This is a genomic window from Bacillus sp. MN7755 (assembly GCF_054771475.1).
This window is the reverse complement of sequence record NZ_BTRL01000021.1, coordinates 47,228-63,482: the sequence shown is the minus strand read 5'-3', so window position 1 is coordinate 63,482 and position 16,255 is coordinate 47,228. Positions and strand designations below refer to the sequence as shown.

The 16,255-nt window shown below is 33.5% G+C and carries 18 protein-coding genes and 2 pseudogenes; 16 read left to right on the top strand and 4 right to left on the bottom strand.

Going from position 1 to position 16,255, the window contains the following annotated elements; genetic code table 11:
• Positions 1-91: 91 nt before the first annotated feature.
• Both ACYVEC_RS22865 and ACYVEC_RS22860 read left to right on the top strand, forming a co-directional pair.
• Positions 92-997, top strand: coding sequence for an NAD(P)/FAD-dependent oxidoreductase (locus tag ACYVEC_RS22865; protein WP_460508455.1), 906 nt, complete (start codon positions 92-94; stop codon positions 995-997).
• A 32-nt stretch (positions 998-1,029) separates the two neighbouring features.
• Positions 1,030-1,632, top strand: coding sequence for a class I SAM-dependent methyltransferase (locus ACYVEC_RS22860; protein WP_063221420.1), 603 nt, complete (start codon positions 1,030-1,032; stop codon positions 1,630-1,632).
• Between the two features lie 58 nt (positions 1,633-1,690).
• Here the strand turns inward: ACYVEC_RS22860 and ACYVEC_RS22855 are convergent, their stop codons facing one another.
• A complete protein-coding gene (locus ACYVEC_RS22855; protein ID WP_460508452.1) occupies positions 1,691-2,182 on the bottom strand; it encodes a hypothetical protein in 492 nt (163 codons plus the stop codon).
• A 250-nt stretch (positions 2,183-2,432) separates the two neighbouring features.
• Here ACYVEC_RS22855 and ACYVEC_RS22850 point away from each other — a divergent pair, with 250 nt between their 5' ends.
• From ACYVEC_RS22850 to ACYVEC_RS22820, 7 genes and pseudogenes are all read left to right on the top strand, one after another.
• The gene (locus tag ACYVEC_RS22850; protein ID WP_098556406.1) at positions 2,433-3,203 is read left to right on the top strand and encodes a DeoR/GlpR family DNA-binding transcription regulator; all 771 of its coding nucleotides are present in this window, start codon (positions 2,433-2,435) and stop codon (positions 3,201-3,203) included.
• Positions 3,204-3,215: 12 nt separating this feature from the next.
• Positions 3,216-3,758: a GNAT family N-acetyltransferase gene (locus ACYVEC_RS22845; protein ID WP_199677815.1), complete on the top strand. Its 543-nt coding sequence runs from the start codon at positions 3,216-3,218 to the stop codon at positions 3,756-3,758.
• A gap of 27 nt (positions 3,759-3,785) precedes the next feature.
• Positions 3,786-4,124: pseudogene (locus ACYVEC_RS22840) on the top strand (NIPSNAP family protein).
• 227 nt (positions 4,125-4,351) lie between these two features.
• On the top strand, positions 4,352-6,202 hold the full coding sequence (locus tag ACYVEC_RS22835; protein ID WP_063221415.1) for a sigma-54-dependent Fis family transcriptional regulator: 1,851 nt from the start codon (positions 4,352-4,354) through the stop codon (positions 6,200-6,202).
• Between the two features lie 112 nt (positions 6,203-6,314).
• Positions 6,315-6,572, top strand: a complete 258-nt coding sequence (locus ACYVEC_RS22830; RefSeq protein ID WP_063221414.1) for a DUF3977 family protein — start codon at positions 6,315-6,317, stop codon at positions 6,570-6,572.
• Between the two features lie 135 nt (positions 6,573-6,707).
• Positions 6,708-6,941 carry a YczI family protein gene (locus tag ACYVEC_RS22825; protein WP_063221413.1) on the top strand — a complete coding sequence of 78 codons (234 nt, stop codon included), beginning with the start codon at positions 6,708-6,710 and terminating at the stop codon, positions 6,939-6,941.
• 152 nt (positions 6,942-7,093) lie between these two features.
• Positions 7,094-7,552 (top strand): SRPBCC family protein, encoded by a 459-nt coding sequence (locus ACYVEC_RS22820; protein ID WP_275719279.1) that lies wholly within the window; start codon positions 7,094-7,096, stop codon positions 7,550-7,552.
• 27 nt (positions 7,553-7,579) lie between these two features.
• Here the strand turns inward: ACYVEC_RS22820 and ACYVEC_RS22815 are convergent.
• A pseudogene (locus ACYVEC_RS22815) lies at positions 7,580-8,383 on the bottom strand (arylamine N-acetyltransferase).
• A gap of 92 nt (positions 8,384-8,475) precedes the next feature.
• Here ACYVEC_RS22815 and ACYVEC_RS22810 point away from each other — a divergent pair.
• The gene (locus tag ACYVEC_RS22810; RefSeq protein WP_063221412.1) at positions 8,476-8,913 is read left to right on the top strand and encodes an NUDIX hydrolase; all 438 of its coding nucleotides are present in this window, start codon (positions 8,476-8,478) and stop codon (positions 8,911-8,913) included.
• A 35-nt stretch (positions 8,914-8,948) separates the two neighbouring features.
• Here ACYVEC_RS22810 and ACYVEC_RS22805 read toward each other — a convergent pair whose 3' ends face one another.
• Complete coding sequence (locus ACYVEC_RS22805) at positions 8,949-9,560, bottom strand: TetR/AcrR family transcriptional regulator (protein WP_063221411.1); 612 nt, start codon at positions 9,558-9,560, stop codon at positions 8,949-8,951.
• A 159-nt stretch (positions 9,561-9,719) separates the two neighbouring features.
• Here ACYVEC_RS22805 and kynU point away from each other — a divergent pair, with 159 nt between their 5' ends.
• The 4 genes from kynU (at position 9,720) to ACYVEC_RS22785 (ending at position 13,544) form a co-directional block, all read left to right on the top strand.
• Positions 9,720-11,006, top strand: a complete 1,287-nt coding sequence (kynU, locus tag ACYVEC_RS22800; protein WP_275719280.1) for a kynureninase — start codon at positions 9,720-9,722, stop codon at positions 11,004-11,006.
• 2 nt (positions 11,007-11,008) lie between these two features.
• The gene (gene kynB / locus ACYVEC_RS22795; protein ID WP_063221409.1) at positions 11,009-11,638 is read left to right on the top strand and encodes an arylformamidase; all 630 of its coding nucleotides are present in this window, start codon (positions 11,009-11,011) and stop codon (positions 11,636-11,638) included.
• 33 nt (positions 11,639-11,671) lie between these two features.
• On the top strand, positions 11,672-12,511 hold the full coding sequence (kynA, locus tag ACYVEC_RS22790) for a tryptophan 2,3-dioxygenase (RefSeq protein ID WP_063221408.1): 840 nt from the start codon (positions 11,672-11,674) through the stop codon (positions 12,509-12,511).
• Between the two features lie 115 nt (positions 12,512-12,626).
• The gene (locus tag ACYVEC_RS22785) at positions 12,627-13,544 is read left to right on the top strand and encodes a serine hydrolase domain-containing protein (RefSeq protein WP_063221407.1); all 918 of its coding nucleotides are present in this window, start codon (positions 12,627-12,629) and stop codon (positions 13,542-13,544) included.
• A 111-nt stretch (positions 13,545-13,655) separates the two neighbouring features.
• Here the strand turns inward: ACYVEC_RS22785 and ACYVEC_RS22780 are convergent, their stop codons facing one another.
• Complete coding sequence (locus ACYVEC_RS22780) at positions 13,656-13,988, bottom strand: DUF3889 domain-containing protein (RefSeq protein WP_063221406.1); 333 nt, start codon at positions 13,986-13,988, stop codon at positions 13,656-13,658.
• Positions 13,989-14,133: 145 nt separating this feature from the next.
• Here ACYVEC_RS22780 and sleB point away from each other — a divergent pair, with 145 nt between their 5' ends.
• Complete coding sequence (gene sleB / locus ACYVEC_RS22775) at positions 14,134-14,895, top strand: spore cortex-lytic enzyme (protein ID WP_063221405.1); 762 nt, start codon at positions 14,134-14,136, stop codon at positions 14,893-14,895.
• Positions 14,896-14,910: 15 nt separating this feature from the next.
• Positions 14,911-16,251, top strand: coding sequence for a germination protein YpeB (ypeB, locus tag ACYVEC_RS22770; protein ID WP_275719281.1), 1,341 nt, complete (start codon positions 14,911-14,913; stop codon positions 16,249-16,251).
• Positions 16,252-16,255: the final 4 nt, after the last annotated feature.

The window sequence follows — 16,255 nt, the reverse complement described above, 5'->3', positions numbered from 1 at the left end:
CGCTTTTATTTTTAAAGATATTAAAGATAAAAGGACTCTTTAATATCTTTAATTATAGTTAAATTTATTCATTTATGGAGGATATTTGCTTATGAAATATATAGACTGTGCAGTAATAGGTGCAGGACCAGCCGGACTTAATGCGAGTTTAGTTTTAGGAAGAGCTCGTAAACAAATAGCGTTATTTGATAATAAAACGAATAGGAATCGTGTAACACAAAATTCTCACGGATTTATTACGCGTGACGGGATTAAACCGGAAGAGTTTAAGGAAATAGGATTAAATGAATTGATGAAGTATCCATCAGTTCATTATTATGAAAAAACAGTTGTAATGATAACGAAACAATCCAATGGTTTATTTGAGGTTGTGACCAAAGATCACACAAAATATTTGGCAGAAAGAGTTTTATTAGCGACGGGCATACAGGAAGAATTCCCATCTATTCCTAATGTTCGAGAATACTATGGGAAAAGCTTATTTAGCTGTCCGTATTGTGATGGATGGGAATTAAAAGATCAACCGCTCATTATTATTTCTGAAAACGAAGATTATACGTTGCATATGACAAAATTAGTTTATAACTGGTCTACTGATTTAGTAATCGCAACAAATGGCAATGAGCTAAGTCAAATTACTATGGATGAACTGTCTAATAAAAATATACCTTTTATTACAGAACCTATACGTGCACTACAAGGTGAAGGAGGTTTTTTAAAAGAAGTAGAGTTTTATTCAGGTTTACGGATTGAAAGAGCTGGAGGATTTATAGTACCTACTTTCTTTAGAGCAAATCAATTTATAGAACAACTTGGTTGTGAACTACAAAGTAATGGAACTTTTGTAATTGATGATTTTGGACGTACTTCAAAAAAAAATATTTACTTAGCAGGAGAAACAACGACTCAAGGGCCATCCTCATTAATTATTGCTGCATCAAATGGGAATAAAGCAGCAATAACTATTAATAGTGATATTACAGATGAGCGGTTCTAACTAAAAAATGATATGTAGAAAGGGAAAAGAAGATGAATAATTTTTGGAATGATCGATATAAATCAGATGAATATTTTTATGGGGAAGAACCTAATGCGTTTATTAAAGAACAAGCATTTCGTTTAACAAATTATAATAAAGTAATAGCTTTCGCAGAAGGAGAAGGTAGAAATGCTGTATTTCTAGCAAGACAAGGGCATAAAGTAACAGCTATTGATTATTCGGAAGATGGATTAGAAAAGACAAAAAAATTGGCAGAGAAGCATAACGTAAACGTGCATACAAAAAAAGTAGATTTATTAGCTGATAGTTTGCCAGAAAATGAATATGATGCAGCAATTATGGTATTTGGACATTTTCATGATGATTATAAAAAAATGATATTAGGTAAAATGATACAAACGATAAAGCCTGGTGGATTAATTATGTTTGAAGTTTACTCAAAAAAACAAATAAACTATGGTACTGGTGGACCAAAAGATGTTGATATGCTGTATGATCCAATTGATATCCTTACTTGGTGTGAAGAACATAAGGTAATTCATTTCTTTAATGGCGAACAAGAGCGAATTGAAGGGAAAGGGCACACTGGTTTAGCTGATGTTATTCAAGTTGTTATTAGAAAATTAATATAAGTGTTAATGAAAGTTAAATGTATGAATGTAAAAAGACCAGTCATGTAAGACTGGTCTTCTATTTAGATACTAAATTATCAAGCTTCCAATATGTATCTGTTAACGGCGCTGCTTTGCTATATATGTATAAATACATATTATTTAAATCTTTTGGTGAAGTTTTCATATTAAATTCAATGTCAGTAGTTAAAGAAAATTCAGATGGAACTTTTTTAGCATTTTCATTTTGTATAACTTCACCTTCGTATTTTCCACCCGTTTTGTCATCTTTTATGAAATATTTTATTTCTGAAAGATCTATCGTTTGTCCGTCAACACGAGCGTTATTTATAGTAACGCGAGCTGTGAGACGCCACTCTTTGTCTATTTTTTCGAATTTAGCATTTTCAACAGTTGCTCTATAGTATTCGTTTTTAAATATTTCTCCATAGTGCATTGCATTCTTTTCAAGAGCGCTCTTCTCTTGTTTTGGTGCAGTATTCCCATTACATCCTGCCATTAGTCCTGTAAATAATAATGCTGTACAAGTTACTTTAATTATAGATTTCATAGTAATTCCTTTCTGTGTTAAAAAGTAAAACATAGGAATAATTTTACAGCAATAGGAAGGTAAATGGAAGTATATTTGTGGAATATGCAAATATACATTTATTTCGTTGTCCAGTTAACGGAATAGAAATAGGGAAAAAGCTGAATAAAACGGAGTGAATAAGAATTGAAAATATTGTAAAACGGAAGAGACATGCATATAATTAAACTAAGGATGAGATTTCAGAATCTTCAATAACGGCGGTGGGCACATGTTTACTGAAGAGCGTAGAGAGAAAATTTTAGAGTTACTTAAGAAAGATGGAAGGGTAATCGCAAGGGATCTTGCGGAATGTTTCGATATGTCTATCGATTCTATAAGAAGAGATTTGTCTATTATGGAGAAGGATGGCTTGTTAAAAAGAACACATGGAGGTGCAATTGAACTTGCTAGAGTAAGGAATTTAGCTGCCAAGCCATTTGAACGTTATAGTAATGGTTCTGTATATGAAGACGCAATTGCAAAAATCGCAGCTTCTTATATACAAGAAGGAGATTCCGTTTTTATTGGTGGAGCTTCGATTCATTATGCCATGTTAAAATATTTACCTGAAACATCATTTACAGTTATTACGAATGCTTTAGAAATTGCTAGTAAGTTACGGGAGTATAAGAATGTAGATACGTACTTAATTGGTGGAAAGGTGAAACCATCAGGAAATATGACAGATACACTTGCCTCAGAGTTAATAAGTAGATTTTCTATTGATCTTAATTTTTCTACAGGTGGTGGCATTTCATTGAATGGTATAAGTACTGCAACGCCGGAAGTTGCTTATTTTAGTAAAACAGTAAGTAAGATTGCTAGAAAGAATATTTGTTTAGCACCCCATAATAAACTCGGAATAGACTGCTTTATAAATGGAGTTTTACTGAAAGAAATTGACCTTATAATAACAGATGAAGAGGCAAGTAAAAAAACGATTCAAGAATTCGAGAAACAAGGTAAAGAAATTGTAATAGTATCAATAGACTGCGTTTAAAAGGAGTTTGAAATGATTATAAAAGGACAAGAATTTCATATAAATGGACTAACTTATACAATTCGTTCTGCAGCTGAGAAAGATGCAGAGCAGTTATCGAAAATTAGAGTTCAGATTGATGGAGAAACTGAAAATATGGATAGAGATGCTGGAGAGGGATTTATAGATGATCTAGGATTTCAAAAAATAATAAAAACAGATAGTGAAGAGACTAAGAATCTCTTTTTAGTTGCAGAAGTGCACAATCGAATCGTTGGATTTTCAAGATGTGAAGGATCAAATTTTAAGAGATTATCTCATAAAGTGGAGTTTGGCGTTTGCATTTTAAGAGAGTTTTGGGGATATGGAATGGGCAAGAGTCTATTGCAACAATCTATTCATAGGGCTGATGAAAATGAAGTGAAAAAGATATCATTACAAGTATTAGAGACAAACGAAAAAGCCATTCAACTTTATAAAAAATTAGGTTTTGAAGTAGAAGGAATTTTGAAAAATGATAAAAGGCTTTCAGATGAGCAGTATTATAATACGGTTGTAATGGGAAGATGTATTTGAGTCTGTTCATAAAAGAGGTGGAAAGGTATGTTTTATAGAAGAAAGTATTATATAGTAAAAAACGAATTTATTAAAATATTTAATGATCATTTCAATAACACGAACTTACCTAATCAGGTAAAGCATGGATCTAGGCTAATAGGACGCTGGATGAAAGATAATAAGAATGGTACGACTGAAATGTTTGCCATATGGGAATATGATAGTTATGAACAGTATAAAGAAATAGAATCAAAAATTAGAAGTGACGAGAAACATACTAGAAGAATACATGAATAGTATGAAAAACATGGCGGGAAAGAGTATGTTTTACAGGAGTACATAGTAGAGATGAAAAATGAAGAGTTAGTATGTACTGTAAAGTGATAGAGAGGTGAGGGATAATGGGAATTAAAACAAAATTATATTTTAGTGTAGCGTCCATTATACAAAATATAGTTCTACTAAAAAAGAATAAAGAAATGCATTGAGATATTCAAATTATTAACATATTTGTGTCGTCTTTCTAGTTTTATTGAAAACGCTTTTATTCAGTTTTATAATAAAAGTATGTTTTTACAGATCTCCAAAACAATGAATAGGGAGATGATACAATGTTAGCTTCACCGTTTTACTTACATACATGGAAAAAGTTTGTTGATGAAGGAGTCCTTGATTCGAACCGTATAAACGAAAGAATTTCAGAGTCATGGCATCGATGTAAACAAGCAAATGTGAATCCTCATATGAATAAAGGTCAGAAAATTTTGTCTTCTGTTGTTTTTCAAGATCAAAAGAAAAAGAGTGAAATCTTCCTAGATATAGCAATACCTCAAATACAAAATATGAGAAAAACCATTGATGAACTGCAAATGATGGCATTATTAATTGATCCAGACGGTTACGTTCTATCGTTAAGTGGAAATCAACAAACGTTGAAACGAGCGAAACATATTAATTTCATTGAAGGTGTGAAGTGGACGGAAGCAGCTGTTGGTACAAATGCGATAGGAACAGCGTTAGAAATTGAAGAAGCTATTATGATAAGTGGTACAGAACATTATTCTGTCGCATCTCATAGCTGGAGCTGTGCGGCCGCTCCCATTCATAATGATGATGGGAAATTAATTGGCGTTCTAGATTTCTCCTGTCCAATTGAGTTTTCACATCCATATATGCTCGGTATGGTAACTTCGCTTGCCCATGCAATTGAACGTGAATGTAGTATTCGAGTGCATCAAAATGAGCTACACTTAATTCATCGTTTTTTAGATGTAATTGATAGTGATGAGCAAGTTGTTATTTGTAATCATCGTGATGTTATCGTTTCAGCAAGCAAGAGGGTTCGTGAACGAGTATGTAATTGGTCACGAATGAAATCTGAAGATTTAATGCACTATGGATTGAAAACTAAATTAGAAGTTCCAGTATACAGTAATAATAGAATGATTGGGAAATGTATTTATGTAAAGGAAAATAAACAAGAAAAATTATTTTCAACTTCCCTATTTATAAATGGAATTACTTTCCCTGGAGTAACTGGGACGAGCAGTGTATTTCAACATACATTAGAAGAAATTAAGCTTGTATCACCAACTGACGCAAGTGTATATGTTTGTGGTGAAACAGGTGTAGGGAAAGAATATGTAGCGAGAGCGATTCATGAAAATAGTCCAAGAAAAAATGGTCCTTTTATAGCTGTTAACTGTGGTTCATTACCGAAAGAATTAATGGAAAGTGAATTGTTCGGTTATGCTGAAGGAGCGTTTACAGGTGCGCGGCGCCAAGGATATAAAGGGAAATTCGAACAAGCAGACGGAGGAACAATATTTTTAGATGAAATTGGTGAAGTGCCGCCAGAGATGCAAGTCGCATTATTGCGTGTTTTGCAAGAACAAACAGTAACCCCAATTGGCAGTTCAAAAGAGGTACCAGTCAATATTCGTATTATTACTGCGACACATAAAGATTTACTGCGATTAGTTGAAGAAGGAAAGTTCCGTCAAGATTTATATTATCGTTTACATGTTTATCCGCTATATGTTCCATCGTTAATAGAAAGAAAGGAGGATATTCCGTACTTCATACAACATTTTTGTGAACGAAAGAATTGGAATGTTGCATTTCCAAAGAGCATTTGTAATCAATTTTCACAACATACATGGCCCGGAAATATTCGAGAATTATTAAATGTATTAGAACGTATTTACATTTTGTCGCAAGGACGGGAAATATGCGAAAAACAAATCTCTTTTTTATTACAAACTATGATGGGAAATCAACATCAACTTGAATTGCAAATAGAAAATAAAACGAAGTATACATTAAATTTCCGTGAGAAAATACAGCGTGATAGTATGATTGAAGCGCTAGAAAAGACGAATGGAAATGTTTCGTTAGCTGCAAAACTGTTAGATGTACCTCGAAGTACATTTTATAAACGAATGCAAAAATATAAGTTATAAAGTAGATTTTTGTAATCTACTTTTTCTTTGTGGGCTCATGTTCTGTCGGAATGTGCGCTTACCGGGGAAATAATAGAATAGTTAGAAATTAATTTCCGAAAGGGGGACTTATGTGAAGTATATTGAAATTGGTATTGGAAATAGGTGGTTTGTTCGAACAGAAACAGAAAATAAAGATGGAACTGAATTTGAGGAACGAGGTATTATAAAACCTATTTATTTTGAGTCTTTATATGTACGAATTTGGTTTCGCAAAACGTGTTTAATTTTTGATATGAAAGAAGGGTTTAAAAAAGTAAGGAAAAGTAGAGCTGAGTATAAGTTTATTGTTGGAATTGTGAGTAGATTAAATAAAGAAAAAGTGTGTTAACATACGTAGTTATATTAACCAGGAAATTCTTTTGATTTATATCTAATTCATGAAAAATAATTTTACAAATATAAATTGTTAATAAAGCCGCTAAGGAAACTTAGCGGTTTCTTTTTGAATAGGAGGGATTTGCGTATGAATAGGATTGTAACGGTTTTACTTGCAATTATTGTAATGGGGTATTCCATTTATAGTTGGAATGATGCTTCGAAACAGAGTTTGCTAATTTTACAAACACTATTAGGGTTTATGTTAGTTAGTTTAGGGGTGCAAAATTTTAAAAATAAAGAAAATAGAAGTATGGGCATCGCTTTACTACTCGTTGCGTTATATTTAATTGTTGTATCGTTAGTAAGATATTTTGCATGAATAAGTATTTAAATTATTTATTCATGATTTTCTTATTACGAAAAACATTCTCGCAATAAAAGTTAAAATTCCACTTGTATTTCACTATATAAAATATGGCATAATGATTTAGTTAAATAGAAATGGATAGGGTATTTGAGAGGGGCAGTATAATGAGTTTTGCAATTGAAATAGTAATAAAAGCACCAATGGATGTTGTATGTGACTATATAATAGAAGATGAAAAAATAAAAGAATGGAATACGTTTGTAATAGAAAATCGCTATTCTTCAAATATAGATAAAGAGAATCCACATGTAGGAGATAAATATATTTCTGTTCAAAAAGTCGGTAAGAAAATATTGGAGGCAGAAGTAGAAATTCTTGAATACGATGCCCCCCATATTATTTCACTAGGTAGTGAAATGAAGCAAGGATATTCAGCGATGACTTATATGTTAGAAGAAGATGAAGAAGGTACAGCACTAACATTAATTTCAGAATATGAACCGAGTAATTTTTACTATAAAATTATGTATAAGTTAACAGGATGGATTTCACGAGGTTTAACTATGGAACAAATGGAGCGTTTGGCAGAATGTGTGGAAACTGCTTATAATAAAGAAGTTTAATATTAAAAATATATTAAGGTAAAGGCGTTACTCAATCTCGTGAGTAACGCCTTTACTGTTTGAAGATTTTATATTGAAAATCTCAATAGTTCTTTCATATATTTCTTTATCGACACAAAATCTTTCTGTTATCCAATAATTAAGTTCGGAAGATGTAAGACTTTCTTCTCTTTTCTTACCTTGGAAATATCGTTTTAAAACATTATTATTAATAGAAGTCGGAATGCCATCGATATAACCGAAGATCTGAATTTTCTTTAATACAGGAGATGTAGGCCAATCATTAGACTTTGTAATGAGTTCTTTCATACTTGATAAATGTATTGGCTCTGTATTTAAGATTTTTGCTGGACCTGGATCTCTAGTAATTTCAACCCTATTATTTGAGACTTCATAAGTAAAAGTTTCTCTAACATTACTTATTTGAAATGATTCATAAAGTGAGTAAGCTTGGAATAAAGGCGCACAGTAACCAACATCGACATAATAAGGTTGGTCTCAGTTAACTCGTAAGCATAAATGTCCGGGGTCCATATACATATAATGAACATCAAAACCAAGATTTGATAATAACCAATGGAATCCAATCGAGTGCGTCCAACAAGTACCGCCCAGACCTTTTGTTGTAATACGGTTTATGTATGTCTCAATGGAAGGAAAATAATCCCCTGTTTCATTACCTTTTTCCCAGTCAATTATTTTAGAAAGGGTTTCCCACTTTACTTTTTCTTGATGAGCTTTAATTAGCTCATTTAAAAATTTTAAGCTATTAGGCTGTTTTGTAGCACCTAAAAATGATAGAAATTCGTTTACTAGTTTTTCTGACGACATATTCTTTTCCTTTCTATATAGAAGTTAGCATTAAGAATATTATATAATAAATATCAGAAAATACAGTTATTAGTAGGGTAGGAGAGAATTATATGTCTATGTCGCTATATTATAAAAAGATCCGGAAGCAATTAGGTCATGAACTAATTTTTATGCCGAGTGTAGCTGCTGTGATAAAAAACGAGCAGGGGGATATTTTGTTTCAATTTCCTGGTGGGGAATACTGGAGTTTGCCAGCTGGAGCAATTGAGCTTGGGGAAACTCCAGAAGAAGCAGTAGTTCGGGAAGTTTGGGAAGAAACAGGATTGAAAGTGCAAGTAAAAAAACAAAAAGGGGTATTTGGAGGAGAAGAGTACCGTCATACATATCCGAATGGTGATGAAGTAGAATATATAGTTGTTGTGTTTGAGTGTGAAGTTACTAGTGGCGAGCTAAAATCGATAGATGGTGAATCTTTAAACCTACAATATTTCTCTTTATCTGAAAAGCCGCCTTTAGCGTTACCATACCCAGATAAAATATTTTTATAGATGTAAAATAGCACACCTTATTCATTGAAGGTGTGCTATTTATATAATCCCGTCGTATACATTTCCGTCAATGTATGTACTATCTTTTCTAACTCTAATTTTTTATCATTTTTCACAATCGTCCAAAGAAACATCTCATTCATCGCAAACCAAGCACGGGCTACAATTTCTTTATTTAATTTAGATTGTGCTAATCCACTTTCTTGAGAGTATGTAATATCCTGCGTAATATTGTTTATAAAGCGTTCTCGTATCTCGTCCCATTTTTGACGTATCTCTTTTGATAATCCGATTGCCTCCTGCACAACTTGCAATATAGCTCGTTCTTTCTCTGCTAATTGTAGGAATGCTCTAACTTGATTTTGAATCATGCTACGTGCTTCTTCTTTTGTTTGAGGCGAAAAGGAGCGCTCAGCAATATCATAAAATTGATTCATAACATCTTCCATTAAAACGATGAGGAGATCATCTTTGTTTTTAAAGTATACATATGCGGTTCCATAACCAGTTTCTGCATGCTTAATAATTTGTGTAATTGTCGTTTTTTGAAAACCATTATGTATAAAAATAGTATAGCCAGAGTGTAAAAGTTTTTTCTTTGTTTCTAAGGAGCGGTGTTTTCTTGATGAAAGAGTACTGTTTTTCAAAGAATCACCTCTTTATACTGAAATATCTGAAAATATAACTGTATTGTAAAAGAAATTCATATATAAAGTCAACTGACATAATATCATTGACGTTATATCAACTAAGGTGATATATTTCAATTAGTTAGAATAAAAAGAAAATTAAGAGAAGGTGACACCATGTATAAAGAACCATTTCAACCAACTTATGAGTATGCGCTTGAATGTGATAAACATGATGAACTGAAAGATTTTCAAACTGAATTTTATAAAAAAGAAGGAACAATATATTTAGATGGAAACTCATTAGGGCTACTTTCAAAAAGAGCAGAGAAATCGTTACTTACGTTGCTAGATTCATGGAAAGAGTATGGCATTAACGGCTGGACAGAGGGTGAGCATCCTTGGTTTTTCCTTTCGGAGAAATTAGGTGAACTGACAGCACCTCTTATTGGAGCTTTACCAGAAGAAACTATTGTAACCGGTTCCACGACGACGAATATTCATCAAGTAATCGCAACTTTCTATGAGCCGAAAGGAATACGTACAAAAATTCTTGCGGATGAGTTAACATTCCCATCAGATATATATGCACTTCAAAGTCAAATTCGATTAAAAGGGTTAGAGCCAGATCAGCATTTAGTGCGAGTGAAGAGCCGAGATGGTAGAACACTTTCTGAAGATGATATTATTCATGCGATGACAGATGATGTCGCTTTAATTTTATTGCCTTCTGTACTGTATAGAAGCGGCCAAATTCTTGATATGAAACGTTTAACAGCGGAAGCGCATAAGCGTGGTATTCATATTGGATTCGATTTATGTCATTCAATCGGTTCTATTCCACATCATTTCAAAGAGTGGGATGTTGATTTCGCTATTTGGTGTAACTATAAATATTTAAATGCAGGACCTGGTGGTGTAGCGGGGCTATATGTAAATAAGAAGCATTTTAATAGACTTCCAGGGTTATCAGGTTGGTTTAGTTCCAGAAAAGATAAGCAATTTGATATGGAACATACATTAACAGCTGCTGATCATGCAGGTGCTTATCAAATTGGTACACCGCACGTATTAAGTACAGCGCCGTTAATCGGTTCTCTTGAAATTTTTAAAGATGCTGGTATAGAACGTTTACGCGAAAAATCTCTACATATTACAAGATACATGCTTGATTTAATTGATTATGAATTAAAAGGTTTTGGATTTACAATAGGAAATCCATTAGAAGATGAAAAACGAGGCGGGCATATTTATTTAGAGCATGCAGAAGCAGCACGCATATGTAAAGCGTTAAAAGCAAATGGTGTAATTCCAGATTTTAGAGCGCCAAATGGAGTGAGACTTGCGCCAGTTGCTTTATATAATACGTACGAGGAAGTATGGCAGTCTGTTCGTATTTTAAAGAATATTATGAAAGATGAAGAGTATAAGCAATTTGAAAATAAGCGAGAGGTTGTGGCATAAACATGAAAACATCAGAGTGGATTGATATTTCACAACCGTTAAATAATGATATTGCCACTTGGCCAGGGGATACACCATTCTCGTATGAAGTTTCATGGTCAAAAGAAGAGAGTGGATCAGTAAATGTCGGAAAGTTAACGATGAGTATTCATACAGGCACTCATATTGATGCACCGTTTCATTTTGATAATGAAGGAAAGAAAGTAATAGACTTAGATGTTCAAGTTTATGTTGGACCTACAAGAATCATTGATGTTTCTAATCTTGAAAGCATCGGGAAAAAGGAATTAGAAAACTTTCATTTAGAAGGCGTAGAACGCTTATTGTTACGCACATCTTCACATGGTAAAGCGAATGAATTCCCAGATGTAATCCCGCATTTACGTGCAGATATAGCACCGTTTCTTTCAGAGAAAGGGATACGTTTAATTGGGGTAGATGTTCCCTCAGTTGATCCATTAGATGATAAAGAATTAGAAGCGCATCATCAATTGTTTAAACATGGAATACACATTTTAGAAAATGTCGTACTAGATCATGTAGTAGATGGAGATTATGAACTAATCGCATTACCACTTGCCTTAACAGATGCAGATGGAAGTCCAGTTCGAGCAGTTATTAGACCAATATAAGTAGAGATATATATAAAGGGGCGTTTGGCTAATATGAAAGAAAACGAAAAGGTAATTATGGAAAAAGGGATTCATACGGACTTTAAAGAGAATATGACGTACGGGGAGTATTTGCAATTAGATAGTTTACTATCTTCTCAAAAGAGATTATCAGACCATCATGATGAAATGTTATTCATCGTTATTCACCAAGCAAGTGAACTTTGGATGAAACTCATTTTACATGAGTTAAATGCAGCAATTGAATCTATTAAACAAGATAAATTACAACCAGCATTTAAAATGTTAGCACGTGTCTCAAAAATTCAATCTCAAATTATTCAATCTTGGGATATTCTGGCGACATTAACGCCATCAGAGTACATTGAGTTTCGTGACTCGCTCGGTCAAGCTTCAGGTTTTCAATCGTACCAATATCGTATGATTGAGTATGCACTTGGTTATAAAACACCACATGCATTAAAGATTTATGAAAAAGATCCAGAATTACATGCTCGCCTTCATAAAGCACTACATGCACCTAGTCTATATGATGTGGCAATTCAAGCGCTTGTAAAAGAAGGGTTCCCGATTCATAAAGATGTGTTAAATCGTGATATTACGCAGCCTTATGAAGAAGATGCAACAGTAGAAGCAGCATGGATAGAAGTATATGCAGACGTAAAAAAATATTGGAATTTATACCAGCTTGCTGAAAAATTGATTGATATTGAAGATTGGTTACAACAATGGCGTTTCCGTCATATGAAAACGGTAGAACGCATTATCGGACATAAAATGGGAACAGGCGGATCTTCTGGTGTATCTTATTTAAAACGAGTACTTGATCAAAGTTTCTTCCCAGAGCTTTGGAATGTTCGTACGAAATTATAAAAACAAACCTGTCAGTTTAACTGGCAGGTTTGTTTTTTTATTTGAGCACAATTATGTTTTAATGGAAACTACAAGATATAATACATTGAGTAACTATTTAAATGGAGGTAAAGTTTTGGATTTCAAGCAACTAGAAAATAAATTTGAAAAGAAAAAAGTGAATACATTTCTCGTTTATCAAAAAGGTGAGTTAACAACTGAGTATTATAAAACGTTAGAGTGTGAAAATAATCTATTTAAAATAAATTCGATTACAAAAAGCATTGTATCTATATTAATTGGTATTGCAATCGATAAAGGATATATAAATGATATACATACATCGATTACAGAGTGGATTGAAAATGTATCTGAGGAAAAGCGGGATTTGACTCTGTATCATTTATTAACGATGACCACAGGTGAGGATTGGAAAGAGTTCGGAAATGGAGTAGTGTTCCCAAATGATTTTGTAGAATCGGAAAACTGGGTGCAGTACATATTAGAAAAATCAATAATTGAAAAACCCGCTACAAAAATGAATTATAACTCAGGTTCTTCGCATTTACTTAGTTACATTATCCAAAAAGCTACTGGAATGTCGACAGAGCAGTTTGCGAAAAGATATTTGTTTAATCCATTAGAAATTACCGAATATGAGTGGCAACAAGATCCCCAAGGAATACATGTCGGCGGCTTCGGTATGAAAATGAAATCCAAAGATTTATTAAAGCTCGGAATATTATGTTTGCAGAATGGATATTGGCAGGGGAATGAAATCGTATCATCGAAATGGTTAGAAAAATCAAGTATGGCTCTATTTGAAACGTATGAACATGTCGGGGCATATGGATATCACTGGTGGGTATTGAATAACGAAAGATTTCACATACCGTATTGTATGTACTTTGCTATGGGATATGGCGGACAATACATCGTTATCATTCCGCAGTTAGAGGTCGTTGCTGTAATAAGCAGTCATATGCCAAAACGTGGACTCGTTCCATTGAAATTATTTATTGAGCATGTACAAGAGAATTACAATGTTCAATAAGGCCACAGGTGGATCCGTTCAATCCAGTTCAATTGTTTAGTTTCTTCACAATTAAAAGTAATTTAGAAAATAAAACCCCACTGTTTACATTAGTAACAGTGGGGTTTTATTTTATCTACTCGTCTTCTGGAACGACACCGTTATAAATTTCTCTGTCTTCGTTTCAAATTCTACATCAACAAAAACACCATATTCTTTTCCATCTTCACGTAGCCATAATTTAAATTTTTCAACTGTTATTTGAACGGTTTTTGGTTTTCTACCTATATGAAGATAATCAATAATCTCAGCTTTCGGGTATTGTTCTTTCGTCTTTTCTACAGCAAGTTTCCCCCATTTAGCATACGGCGGCTGCGCATGAACAATTGATGAGCCGGTATATATATTTGAACATGTTGTTAGGAACAGAATGACGAGTGCGACACGCTTTAACAATTTCTTCATGATGAACTCCTTTTATTCTTTTTGTATATTGTTTACATATTTTTTCAACGATATTAGCTTGGATTTTTTTGTCTTCTTTACATAAAAGCGAGGCTTTTACAAAACATAACCAAGAAATCATTTCCGTAATTAAGGAGGGAAAATTATGCGTCAAAAAGCTATTTTTAAAATAGCAGTTTTACTTGCGTTCATAGGACTATCTTTGATGGTCAGTAGTATACAACTAAAAAATGTAGAAGCCTTTTCTAATCAAGTCATTCAAAGAGGAGCATCTGGCGAGGATGTCATTGAACTGCAATCTCGTTTGAAATATAACGGGTTTTATACGGGAAAGGTGGATGGTGTTTTCGGATGGGGTACATATTGGGCACTTCGAAATTTTCAAGAGAAATTCGGATTACCTGTTGATGGTTTAGCTGGAGCTAAAACGAAGCAAATGCTCGTGAAGGCAACGAAGTATGACAAGTCAACTGCTAATAAAGGAAATAGTGGTGGTACTGCGCAAGAAAATAAACCACCTCAAAATAAAGGGACAAATGTTCCAAATGGCTATTCTCAAAATGACATTCAGCTCATGGCAAACGCAGTATATGGAGAATCACGTGGTGAGCCATACTTAGGACAAGTTGCAGTAGCTGCAGTTATATTGAATCGTGTTACAAGTGCATCATTTCCAAATACCGTTTCAGGTGTAATCTTTGAGCCAAGAGCATTCACAGCAGTAGCAGACGGGCAAATATATTTAACACCAAATGAAACAGCAAAAAAAGCTGTATTAGATGCAATTAATGGATGGGATCCAACAGGAAATGCATTGTATTATTTCAATCCAGATACTGCAACAAGTAAATGGATTTGGACGCGTCCACAAATTAAAAAGATCGGAAAACATATTTTCTGTAAATAGAGCGGAGGTGGAACTATGTTACGAGGTATTATAATCGTATTATTAACAATCGGTGTAGTTGGGACAGGATACTGGGGCTATAAAGAGCACCAAGAGAAAAATGCAGTATTAATTCGAGCGGAAAATAGCTATCAACGTGCATTTCATGATTTAGCATATGAGGTTGATTTATTGCACGACAAAATTGGAACAACGCTCGCGATGAATTCACGTGCATCTTTATCACCTGCATTAGCAGATGTATGGAGATTAACATCTGAAGCTCGTTCGGATGTAGGGCAACTTCCTTTAACATTAATGCCTTTTAATAAAACGGAAGAATTTTTAGCGAATATTGGTGATTTTAGTTACCGTGCAGCCATTCGTGATTTAGAAAAAGAGCCGTTAAATGATCAAGAATACAAAACGTTGCAAACTTTATACTCAAATGCAGGAAATATACAAGATGAACTAAGAAAAGTGCAACATCTTGTTTTGAAAAATAATTTACGCTGGATGGATGTTGAGATGGCACTCGCATCAAATCGTGATCCTGCAGACAATACAATTATTGATGGATTAAAGACTGTAGAAAAAAATGTAACATCGTATTCATCTACAAACTTCGGACCGACCTTTACAAGTGCGCAAAAAAATAAAAAAGGCGGATTTGAAGCAGAAGGAAAAGCGATTTCAAAAGATGAAGCGGCGAAAATCGCAAAATCATTTTTAAATTTAAAAGGAAATGAAAAAGTAGAAGTTGAGAAAAGCGGAAAAGGTGCAAAAGAATCTTTCTATAGTGTGAAAATTAAAGATGAAGCGACGAATAATGAGTTTTATATGGATATTACCGGAAAAGGCGGATATCCAATTTGGGTTATGAATAATCGAGAAATTAAAGAACAGAAAGTTAGTTTAAACGATGCAGGAAGTAAAGGTTTGAAATTCTTAAAGGACCATAAGTTTAATAATATGGAGCTTTATGATAGCTCACAATATGATAATGTTGGTGTATTTACGTATGTTGTAAATGAGAATGGCATACGAATTTATCCAGAAGCAATTCAAATGAAAATTGCTTTAGATGACGGTTCTATCGTTGGATTTTCCGCAAAAGAATATTTAGCGTCACATCAAAAACGAACGGTTCCATCAGCAAAGCTAACTGCAGCAGAAGCGAGAAAGAAAATCAATCCAGATGTTAAAGTTATGGAAGAACGCAAAGCCGTCGTAGTAAATGATTTGCATAATGAAGTACTTTGCTATGAATTTGTAGGTACGTTAGGGAAAGATACGTACCAAATTTTCATTAATGCAAATAGCGGAGCAGAAGAAAAAGTAAAGAAAATGCAAGCTGTTGAAAAAATTTATGATTAAACCT

Coding starts and splice junctions, on each gene's coding strand:
- ACYVEC_RS22865 (WP_460508455.1), top strand. CDS start 92: ATGAAATATATAGACTGTGCAGTAATAGGTGCAGGACCAGCCGGACTT.
- ACYVEC_RS22860 (WP_063221420.1), top strand. CDS start 1,030: ATGAATAATTTTTGGAATGATCGATATAAATCAGATGAATATTTTTAT.
- ACYVEC_RS22855 (WP_460508452.1), bottom strand. CDS start 2,182: ATGAAATCTATAATTAAAGTAACTTGTACAGCATTATTATTTACAGGA.
- ACYVEC_RS22850 (WP_098556406.1), top strand. CDS start 2,433: ATGTTTACTGAAGAGCGTAGAGAGAAAATTTTAGAGTTACTTAAGAAA.
- ACYVEC_RS22845 (WP_199677815.1), top strand. CDS start 3,216: ATGATTATAAAAGGACAAGAATTTCATATAAATGGACTAACTTATACA.
- ACYVEC_RS22835 (WP_063221415.1), top strand. CDS start 4,352: ATGTTAGCTTCACCGTTTTACTTACATACATGGAAAAAGTTTGTTGAT.
- ACYVEC_RS22825 (WP_063221413.1), top strand. CDS start 6,708: ATGAATAGGATTGTAACGGTTTTACTTGCAATTATTGTAATGGGGTAT.
- ACYVEC_RS22820 (WP_275719279.1), top strand. CDS start 7,094: ATGAGTTTTGCAATTGAAATAGTAATAAAAGCACCAATGGATGTTGTA.
- ACYVEC_RS22810 (WP_063221412.1), top strand. CDS start 8,476: ATGTCTATGTCGCTATATTATAAAAAGATCCGGAAGCAATTAGGTCAT.
- kynU (WP_275719280.1), top strand. CDS start 9,720: ATGTATAAAGAACCATTTCAACCAACTTATGAGTATGCGCTTGAATGT.
- kynB (WP_063221409.1), top strand. CDS start 11,009: ATGAAAACATCAGAGTGGATTGATATTTCACAACCGTTAAATAATGAT.
- kynA (WP_063221408.1), top strand. CDS start 11,672: ATGAAAGAAAACGAAAAGGTAATTATGGAAAAAGGGATTCATACGGAC.
- ACYVEC_RS22780 (WP_063221406.1), bottom strand. CDS start 13,988: ATGAAGAAATTGTTAAAGCGTGTCGCACTCGTCATTCTGTTCCTAACA.
- sleB (WP_063221405.1), top strand. CDS start 14,134: ATGCGTCAAAAAGCTATTTTTAAAATAGCAGTTTTACTTGCGTTCATA.
- ypeB (WP_275719281.1), top strand. CDS start 14,911: ATGTTACGAGGTATTATAATCGTATTATTAACAATCGGTGTAGTTGGG.